The organism is Faecalibacterium sp. DFI.5.82, from assembly GCF_029076575.1.
Lineage (GTDB): Bacteria > Bacillota > Clostridia > Oscillospirales > Ruminococcaceae > Faecalibacterium > Faecalibacterium duncaniae.
In genome coordinates, this window is sequence record NZ_JARFIS010000104.1 from 1 (window position 1) to 416 (window position 416).

Consider the following 416-nt stretch of genomic DNA (forward strand, 5'->3'; position numbering starts at 1 on the left):
GCCCGCCGCGCTGCCGTAGGCATCGTACCAGCCGATGAGGCTGTAATCCTCGGCGATGATCTGGGAAATGGTGGTGGCGTAATACTTGCCCTTGAACCACAGATACACCTGCATGTCATCGGCAGTCTCATAGCGGGTGGAGCCGCTCCGCACCGAGGCCGCCCCCAGCAGATCCACCGTGACCGGGAGCAGCTGAGCCATAGTGACCACACTGCCGGAAGCAGTCATGCGCACCGAGATGCCGCCCGCCAGCACCGGATACTTCACGCTGGTCTTATAGGTGGTCTGCTCACCGTTGACGTAGCAGACATAGTTCGCGCCGCAGCTCAGGTAATCCAGCACCGAGCTGACCACGCCCGTGGTGCTGTTGGCACCGATCTTGAGCAGATAGCTTGCCAGGCTGGCGGTGCTGCTGG

At 62.0% G+C, this 416-nt stretch carries 1 pseudogene; it reads right to left on the bottom strand.

The window, feature by feature from the left end:
• Window positions 1-416: pseudogene (locus P0G09_RS15780) on the bottom strand (S-layer homology domain-containing protein); the annotation flags it as partial.